8 protein-coding genes are annotated in these 7,956 nt (G+C 70.2%); 5 read left to right on the top strand and 3 right to left on the bottom strand.

Annotation, left to right across the window (positions count from 1 at the left end):
• Positions 1 to 40: 40 nt before the first annotated feature.
• Both FNX44_RS03860 and FNX44_RS03855 read right to left on the bottom strand, forming a co-directional pair.
• Positions 41 to 946, bottom strand: a complete 906-nt coding sequence (locus tag FNX44_RS03860; RefSeq protein WP_143646504.1) for a pyridoxamine 5'-phosphate oxidase family protein — start codon at positions 944 to 946, stop codon at positions 41 to 43.
• Positions 946 to 1,410 (bottom strand): VOC family protein, encoded by a 465-nt coding sequence (locus FNX44_RS03855; RefSeq protein WP_143646503.1) that lies wholly within the window; start codon positions 1,408 to 1,410, stop codon positions 946 to 948. Before FNX44_RS03855 ends, FNX44_RS03860 begins: the two co-directional genes overlap by 1 nt.
• Positions 1,411 to 1,539: 129 nt before the next feature.
• Between FNX44_RS03855 and FNX44_RS03850 the strand changes: the two genes are divergently transcribed.
• Positions 1,540 to 2,094, top strand: coding sequence for a CGNR zinc finger domain-containing protein (locus FNX44_RS03850; RefSeq protein WP_143646502.1), 555 nt, complete (start codon positions 1,540 to 1,542; stop codon positions 2,092 to 2,094).
• A gap of 60 nt (positions 2,095 to 2,154) precedes the next feature.
• The gene (locus FNX44_RS03845) at positions 2,155 to 3,378 is read left to right on the top strand and encodes a cation:proton antiporter domain-containing protein (RefSeq protein WP_143646501.1); all 1,224 of its coding nucleotides are present in this window, start codon (positions 2,155 to 2,157) and stop codon (positions 3,376 to 3,378) included.
• Between the two features lie 294 nt (positions 3,379 to 3,672).
• On the opposite strand, the gene FNX44_RS03840 is transcribed toward FNX44_RS03845, so the two are convergent.
• Positions 3,673 to 4,413: a DeoR/GlpR family DNA-binding transcription regulator gene (locus FNX44_RS03840; protein ID WP_323369049.1), complete on the bottom strand. Its 741-nt coding sequence runs from the start codon at positions 4,411 to 4,413 to the stop codon at positions 3,673 to 3,675.
• 374 nt (positions 4,414 to 4,787) lie between these two features.
• Between FNX44_RS03840 and FNX44_RS03835 the strand changes: the two genes are divergently transcribed.
• Genes FNX44_RS03835 through FNX44_RS03825 form a run of 3 tightly spaced genes read left to right on the top strand, consistent with a single transcriptional unit; the run spans position 4,788 to position 7,954 of the window.
• The gene (locus FNX44_RS03835; RefSeq protein WP_143646499.1) at positions 4,788 to 5,855 is read left to right on the top strand and encodes an ABC transporter substrate-binding protein; all 1,068 of its coding nucleotides are present in this window, start codon (positions 4,788 to 4,790) and stop codon (positions 5,853 to 5,855) included.
• A 33-nt stretch (positions 5,856 to 5,888) separates the two neighbouring features.
• On the top strand, positions 5,889 to 6,707 hold the full coding sequence (locus FNX44_RS03830; RefSeq protein WP_143646498.1) for an ATP-binding cassette domain-containing protein: 819 nt from the start codon (positions 5,889 to 5,891) through the stop codon (positions 6,705 to 6,707).
• 5 nt (positions 6,708 to 6,712) lie between these two features.
• Complete coding sequence (locus tag FNX44_RS03825; RefSeq protein WP_407699115.1) at positions 6,713 to 7,954, top strand: sugar ABC transporter permease; 1,242 nt, start codon at positions 6,713 to 6,715, stop codon at positions 7,952 to 7,954.
• Positions 7,955 to 7,956: the final 2 nt, after the last annotated feature.

Below are 7,956 nucleotides of genomic sequence, written 5' to 3'. Positions count from 1 at the left end.
GCCACGCCCCGTCGTAGGAGCCCCCGCCCACGGCAGCCACCTACACGGGATTTGCGGGAGACATCTCCGGCGCACCCCACCGCAGGGGACTCCCGTTCGCCGTCTCCCGAACATCGGTCACCCGGAAGTCCACCACCCGCCGCGCGCCGGGGAACTCCGCCGCCCGCTCCGGCGACCAGTCGATGACCGCCTCACCGGAGAGCTGGAGCACGCCACCGGTCGACCAGTCGAGGAACAGCAGACCGGCGGCCGGAGAACGCTCCAGGTTGCCGAGCGTCTGGTACATGGAGTTGCCCCGGTAGTCCGGCCAGGCCAGCCGATCAGGACCCGACACCCGGACAAAACCCGGGGCGCCACCCCGATGGGACGCGTCGGCGCCACCGGCAACGTCGGCGCTCGCGACAAAAAAGGTGTCCGCCCCCGCTATCAAGTCCCGCTGCCTCCTGCCCAGTTCCGACGCCCTGACGACCTTCCCGGGCTGATGGGCCTCCGGATACTCCACCGACAGCTCGCGCCGCTGTATGTACTTGGGACAGTTGGCATACGCCTCTTCCACACAGATCCGCAGCCCTGCCCCATCCGGCGCCGCCAGACCGTTGGCCCGCATCCGGCGGCGGGTCGACGGCTCCAGCGCGATGGTGCCGACCGGCGTGCCGCCCCGACCGAGGACCCCCGCCAGGGGGTCGCCAGGCCCGGGACGGACGACGCTGAGCAGCGTGCGCTCGTCAGGCGCGCCAAGAAAGCCGGGCGGGCCGAACAGCGGGGACGCCCAGAGCCGCCCGGCCTCGTCCGCCGCGCCGAGCACCAACATCCGACACTCGGCGAGGAACGCCGCCGCCACTCCAGGCACCGTCGCCCTGATGCTGCGGCCCACATGGGCGGCGACGTCCCGTTCCCCCGCACGGCGCTGGACGGCCAGCTCCCCCGGGTGGAATCCGTCGCCCATCAGAAGAATCCGCAGGTCGGCGCGGAGGCGACGGGAGCCTCCGCCGCCTCGGCTCCGCTCGGGGCGTATATCTCCAACCGGACCCCGTCCGGGTCGTGGAAGAAGATGCCGCCCGACGCCGCACCCTCCCCGTGCGGCACCACGCCGTCATAGGCGAACTCCGCGCCCAACTCCCGCAGCACCGCCTCCTTCTCCTGGACCTCCTCCGCACTCCCGGCCTGGAAGGAGAGGTGGTGCAGACCCGCGCGGCCCGCGTCGTAGCCGCCGTCGGCCTGCTGCCAGAGCGTCAGCACCAACGTGCCGCCCTGCCCGAGGAACGCCCAGCGACGCTCCCCGTCCCGCCCCTCGTGGACCACCTCGAGCCCGAAGACGCGGCGGTAGAAGTCCGCGGACCGCCCGACGTCGGTGACGTTGATGCCGATGTGCCCGGTGGTGAGCGCGGCGGCGCTGGTGGTGACGGACATGAGGACTCCCCTGTTCGACGGCGGCATCACCCGCCGTGATCCCTAACCGATACAGACGACCATAGCGGTTAGAGACCCTGCGCGCAACCACTACGCGCCCCTGTACCGGTTAGGAGATAGACTGACCGCATGAGCAGCGCCACAGCCGACGACCCCCGCCCCCTCGTCGGTGAGCCGCTGTCGATCGAGCTCCTCAACACCCGCTGGATCGACAACAACGGCCCCCAGGACCTCCTGGACGGCCTGCCCGGACTCGCGGTCTGGCTGCTTTCCGTCGGACTCGAGCAGCGCTGCGACGCCGACGCCGCGACCCTGCGACACCTCCTGCACGCCCGCGAGGCCCTGACGGCGGCGGTGGCGGACCCCGCCGCCCCCTCGGAACAGGCACGGAACCTGCTCAACGACGTCCTCGCCCACGGCCGCCTACGCCGCGCCCTCACCGCCGACGGGCCCACCGCGACCGCCGAGACCGACGACCCGGCCCGCCTCGCCGCCTGGCTCACCGCCGACGACTACCTCCGCCTGCTCGCCGAGGACCCGACCCGCATCAGGCCCTGCGCCAACCCGGCCTGCGTACTGCACTTCTTCGACACCTCGCAGAACCGCCGCCGCCGCTGGTGCTCCATGGCCGCCTGCGGCAACCGCGCCAAAGCCGCCCGCCACTACGCCCGCGCGAGAACCTAGGCGGCACGGCCCTCCGGCTCCGGGCGACTATCCACAGCCGTTGCGGGCACTCGGCCCGGCATGCTTGACGTGCTGTTGACCGTCGCCGGGGCCCTGGCCCTCCTCGTGGCGGCACTGTCCGCACGCATCCAGCGGGCACCGCTCAGCGGCCCCCTGCTCGCCCTCCTCACCGGCGTGCTCTTCGGCCCCGAGGTCCTGGCCGTCATCGACCTCCCGACCATCGTCGAGCGGCACGACGTGATGCACGAGGTCTCGCGGCTGCTGCTCGCCGTCTCGGTCATGGCGGTAGCGCTGCGCTACCCGGTCCGCGACATCCGTCCGCTCACCCGACCGCTGACCCTCCTGCTCGTCGCCGGCATGATCGGCATGGCACTGCTCACGTCGGCCGTGGCAGCCGCCGTCCTCGGCCTCGGCCTGGCCGCCGCCTTCCTCCTGGGCACGGCGCTGTGCGCCACCGACCCGGTGCTCGCGACCAGCGCGGTCACCGGCGATCCCGCCGAACGGACCATCCCGCTCCGCACCCGGCAGCTCCTCTCCCTGGAGTCCGGCGCCAACGACGGCCTCGCCCTCCCCCTCGTCCTCGCCGCCGTCGCCCTCGCCGGCCCGCTCAGCGGTCCGGCGGCGCTGCTCGAATCCGTCCTGGGAATCCTCGGCGCCATCGTCTTCGGCGCGGCCGTAGGCGCCGCCGGCGGCTGGCTGCTCCGCCGCGCCGAGGCCCACCGAGAGGTCGAATCCGGCCCCCTCCTCATCTACACCCTGCTCCTCGCCCTGTTCGTCCTGGGCCCGAGCGGACTACTGCACCTGGACGGCATCCTGGCCGTCTTCGTCAGCGGCCTCGCCTTCAACGCCACCAGCTCGGCGGGCGAGCGCGCCACCGAATACCGCATCGACGAGGCCGTCAACCGCATCCTGGTACTCCCCCTCTTCACCGCCCTCGGCGCGATGCTCCCCTGGCACGAATGGGCCGAACTCGGCTGGTGGCGCGCACTCCTCCTGGTCGTCGCCGTCCTCCTCCTGCGCCGCCTCCCCCTCCTCCTCGCCTTCCGCCGCCCGCTCGACCTGACCTGGCGCGACGCCGTCTTCCTCGGCTGGTTCGGCCCCATGGGCGTCTCGGCCCTCTTCTACCTCACCCTGGAAGCCGCACGTCTGGAAGCCGACGCCCTGGTCCTGGGCGCCGGCACCCTGCTCGTAGTCGCCAGCACGATCGCCCACGGCGTCACCAACGCCCCCGCGGTCACCGCCTACCGCAGAGCGGCGGACCACGTGAAGAAGCAGCGGTCGTAGCCGGTTCGCGGCTGGTCGACACACACGTGGGGGTTGCCGCCCTCGTCGAGCACCGCCCCGCCCCCGGCGGCCCGGCGCGGCCAGCGGCCGCCCTGCCCAGTCCCCACAGCGTCCGCAGGTCGGCGTCGTCGAACAGGCCGACGTGAACCCAGCGATGCGGGACGGGCGTTCGGGGATCGGGGAACGCCACGTCGACGGGGCGTCCGCGTACGGGGCCCGCGTCCGGCGCGGACGGCAGGAGCGCTCCCGCTGGTCCGCACCGGAGGGAGCGGCTGCCGAAACGCGGACGGGCCCTCATTCCACGCCGGCGACGAGCACCTCCACACCGCTTGCCTGAAGGGTGTCGAGCTCGGACGCCGGTATGCCGGCGTCGACGATGACAAGGTCGAACGCGGTGACGGGTGCGAGCTGGTAGAGGCCGCGTCGCTGGAACTTGGTGTGGTCGACCAGGAGGATTCTGCGGTCGCAGGCTTCCATCAGGGCTCGCTTCACTCCCACGGTCTCCTGGGACTGGTGGTAGCAGTGGCCGCGGGTGATGGCGGTGGTCGACGCGAACAGCAGGTCGGCTCGCAGGCTGTTGACCGCGTCGACGGTCCTGATGCCCAGGAACGCGTCGTATGCGGGGTAGTACACGCCGCCGAGCGAGATCAGCTCGATCCCCGGGCTGCCGGCGAGTGTCTGGATCACGGGTACGAAGTTGGTGATGACCGTCAGCGGTGCGCGCTGCGAGAGCAGTCCGGCGAGCCCGAGGGCGGTGGTGCTGTCGTCGACGATGACGGACTGCCCGGGCTTCACCAGGGGAAGCGCCGCCTGGGCGAGGGCGCTCTTCTCCGCCGCCATGGCCTGGGTGCGGTGCCGGATGTCGCCGTGGAACGCCGTCGACGGTTGCGCGGTCGCTCCGCCGCGGACCTTTCTCAGCCACCCCTTGCCCTGCAGGTAGTCGAGATCGCGACGGATGGTCATCGGCGTCACGCCGAGCTCGTCGGCGAGTCGGTCGATGCGGACGAATCCTTCGTCGACGACACGGCTCTTGATCCGCTCCCGCCTGTCACGCGGCCCTCGCCCGCCCTCTTCGGTGGCTGGATCCTTACCTTCACTCACGGAAATCCCCCTGTTCGATTCCTGTTAACAGAACACCCGTAGGTGGAGCCGAACCTCTCCGGCCTGGCGGCAGGCCCTCCACCTGCTACGACCGGGTCACGGTGCCGGCTCCTGAGACCTCCCCCAAGAGAAGCATGACACATGTATGTTCACCCAACCAGAACAGCGAACAGCCTGGATGAACCAACGATCATGCAAGCGTGTTCAGTTCTCAGAGATTGTTGACACCTGCCGAAAGCGGCGCGTTCCTTGTGTCGTACGTCATAGCGGCCGACCGGCGGCTGAACGGTTCGGAGCAAGGAGTGGACATGAGAAAACTGGCCAGTGGCGCTCTCACCGGCATCCTCGCCGTGGGCGCTCTCACCGCATGCGCCCAGGAGCCGGGTGCCGGGCCCTCCAAGGCGGACGAGGCATCGGGCAAGGTCGCGTTCCTCATGCCCGACCTGGCCTCCACTCGCTACGAGCAGTACGACGCTCCGCTGTTCAAGAAGCGCATGGCCGAGCTGTGCGCGGACTGCGGCGTGATCTACCAGAACGCCAACGGTGACGCCTCGCTCCAGCAGCAGCAGGCGAACTCCGCGATGGCCCAGGGCGCCAAGGTGATCGTGATCAACCCGGTCGACTCGGCCGCGGCGGCCACGATCGTCCAGACGGCGCAGTCCCAGGGTGTCAAGGTGGTCGCCTACGACCGTCCGATACCGAACAAGCCGGCGGACTTCTACGTGTCGTTCGACAACGAGGCGATCGGCGCGTCCATCGCGCAGTCGTTGGTCGATCACCTGAAGGAGACCAAGGCCAAGGGCGGCGTGCTCCAGATCAACGGGTCGCCCACCGACGCCGCCGCCGGACTGATCAAGAAGGGCATCCACAGCGCCGTCGACAGCAGCGGGTTCGAACTGCTCGCCGAGTACGACACACCGGGCTGGTCGCCGGAGAGAGCCCAGCAGTGGGCGAGCGGGCAGATCGCCCAGTACCGCGGCAGGATCGCGGGTGTGGTGGCGGCCAACGACGGCACCGGAGGCGGGGCGATCGCGGCGTTCAAGGCCGCGGACGTGAATGTCCCGCCGGTCACCGGCAACGACGCGGAACTGGCGGCGATCCAACGCATCGTCTCGGGAGACCAGTACAACACCATCTCCAAGCCGATCAGGATCGTCGCCGAGGCGGCCGCGGACGTGGTCCACCAGTTGCTGCGGGGCGAGGAGCCCAAGGCGGACAAGAAGCTGTTCAACACTCCGTCACAGCTGTTCGAGCCGACCGTCGTGACGCGGAAGAACCTCAAGGAGGTCGTCTTCGGCCCCGACGCGGTGCTCAGCACGAAGGACGTGTGCACCACGCAGTACGCCGCCGACTGCCGACGCCTGGGAATCCGGTAGCGGTTCCGAGGCCCCTGAGAAAGGAGGGTCACCATGACAGGCACCGAGCTCACCGGTGCGGGCACGGACACCGTGCTGTCGCTGAGGGGGATCTGCAAGAGCTTCGGCGCGGTCGCCGCGCTGACCGACATCGAACTCGACGTCGCGGCCGGCGAGGTGGTCGCCGTCGTCGGGGACAACGGCGCCGGCAAGTCCACGCTGGTGAAGGTCCTCTCGGGCGTGTACACGCCCGATGCGGGGAAGATCTTCTTCCACCAGGAAGAGGTGTCCCTCGGATCGCCGGCCCTCGCCCGTGCGATCGGCATCGCCACGGTCTTCCAGGACCTCGCCCTGTGCGAGAACCTCGACGTCAAGGCGAACCTCTTCCTGGGGCAGGAGCTTCGCCCCTGGATGTTGGACGACGTCGCCATGGAGAAGCGCTCCTGGGAGCTGCTGCGCCAGCTGTCGGCGAAGATCCCCACCCTCAGCGTCCCGGTGGCCGCCCTCTCGGGCGGCCAGCGTCAGACGGTCGCGATCGCCCGATCCCTGCTGAGCGAGCCGAAGGTCGTCCTGCTCGACGAGCCGACGGCCGCGCTGGGCGTCGCACAGACAGCCGAGGTCCTCAACCTGGTCGAGCGGCTCAGACACAACGGGCTCGGCGTGGTGATGATCAGCCACAACATGGAGGACGTCCGGGCCGTCGCCGACCGCGTCGCGGTACTGAGGCTGGGACGCAACAACGGCGTGTACGACGCCGGGGAGGTCTCCTCCGAGGAGATCATCGCCGCGATCACCGGTGCGACCGACAACGTCGTCTCGCGGCGCGCCGCGGGCCGGCTCACCTCCCCGCGGGCAGAGAAGGAAGAGCTGTGACCATCATCGACGCGCCGAGAGCAACGGCAACCGACCTGCAGGACGAGCGTCTTGTGACGCCACAGGGCGTGACCGACAGCATCAGGGCCATGTTCCGCCGGGTGCGGGGCGGGGACCTGGGCATGCTGCCAGTCGTCGCCGGCATCGTGGTGATCTGGGCGATCTTCCAGTCGCTCAATCCGACCTTCCTGTCCAGCACCAACCTGGTGAACCTCACCTTCGACATGGTCCCGGTGGGCATCCTCGCGCTGGGGATCGTCTGCGTCCTGCTGGTCGGCCAGATCGACCTGTCCGTGGGGTCGGTGAGTGGCGCCTCGGCCGCGATCACTGCCGTTGTCATGGTCAAGAACGAGCAACCGGTGTGGCTGGCGATCCTCGCGGCCGTGGCCGGCGGCTGTGCGATCGGCTGGCTCTACGGCCAGGTGCTCAACCGCTTCGGCGTACCCAGCTTCGTGGTCACCCTGGGAGGGCTGCTGGCCTTCCTCGGCGTACAGCTGTGGCTGCTGCGTGGCCAGAACGCGATCAACCTGCCCTACGACTCCGCCCTGGTGAAGTTCGCCCAACTGTGGTTCGTCCCCGAGTGGTTGGCCTACGCGCTGGCGGTGCTGGCCGCGGGTGGGTTCCTGGCCGTCGGGTGGGCGCGCGCCCGGACCCGCCGCGGCGCCGGGCTTTCGCACTCGTCCCCGCAGTGGCTCGCCACGCAGGCGCTGCTGCTGATGGCCGGGCTGCTGGTCGCGGTGTACTACCTGAACCGCGCCCGCGGTGTCGCGTGGATGTTCGTGTTCTTCGTCGCCCTGGTCCTGGTGATGCACTACGTGCTCAGCCGCACCAGGTTCGGCCGCTCGCTCTACGCGGTCGGCGGCAACGCCGAGGCGTCCCGCAGGGCCGGCATCAACGTCCGGCGCGTGTACACGTCGGCGTTTGTCATGTGTTCCGGTCTGGCGGCGGTCGGCGGCATCCTCGCCGCGTCGCGACTCGCCGCGGCGAACCAGAGCACCGGCACCGGAGACGTCAACCTCAACGCCATCGCCGCGGCGGTCATCGGCGGAGTGAGCCTGTTCGGCGGCCGCGGCTCGGCCATCGCGGCCCTGCTCGGAGTGCTGGTCATCCAGTCGATCTCCAGCGGTCTCACGCTGCTGAACCTCGACTCCTCCTACCGGTTCATGATCACCGGCGCGGTCCTGCTGATCGCCGTCGGTCTGGACTCCGTCGCCCGGCGCTCGCGCCAGGCGCACGGCAGGGGGTGACC

This window comes from Streptomyces alkaliterrae, assembly GCF_007097205.2.
Classification (GTDB): domain Bacteria; phylum Actinomycetota; class Actinomycetes; order Streptomycetales; family Streptomycetaceae; genus Streptomyces; species Streptomyces alkaliterrae.
Note: the sequence above shows the minus strand (reverse complement) of the source record. Positions and strands in the feature narration are given on the sequence as shown.

Excerpts from the sequence above, each read along its gene's own strand:
- FNX44_RS03845 (WP_143646501.1), top strand. The coding sequence starts at position 2,155 with ATGCTTGACGTGCTGTTGACCGTCGCCGGGGCCCTGGCCCTCCTCGTG.
- FNX44_RS03860 (WP_143646504.1), bottom strand. The coding sequence starts at position 946 with ATGGGCGACGGATTCCACCCGGGGGAGCTGGCCGTCCAGCGCCGTGCG.
- FNX44_RS03835 (WP_143646499.1), top strand. The coding sequence starts at position 4,788 with ATGAGAAAACTGGCCAGTGGCGCTCTCACCGGCATCCTCGCCGTGGGC.
- FNX44_RS03850 (WP_143646502.1), top strand. The coding sequence starts at position 1,540 with ATGAGCAGCGCCACAGCCGACGACCCCCGCCCCCTCGTCGGTGAGCCG.
- FNX44_RS03855 (WP_143646503.1), bottom strand. The coding sequence starts at position 1,410 with ATGTCCGTCACCACCAGCGCCGCCGCGCTCACCACCGGGCACATCGGC.
- FNX44_RS03830 (WP_143646498.1), top strand. The coding sequence starts at position 5,889 with ATGACAGGCACCGAGCTCACCGGTGCGGGCACGGACACCGTGCTGTCG.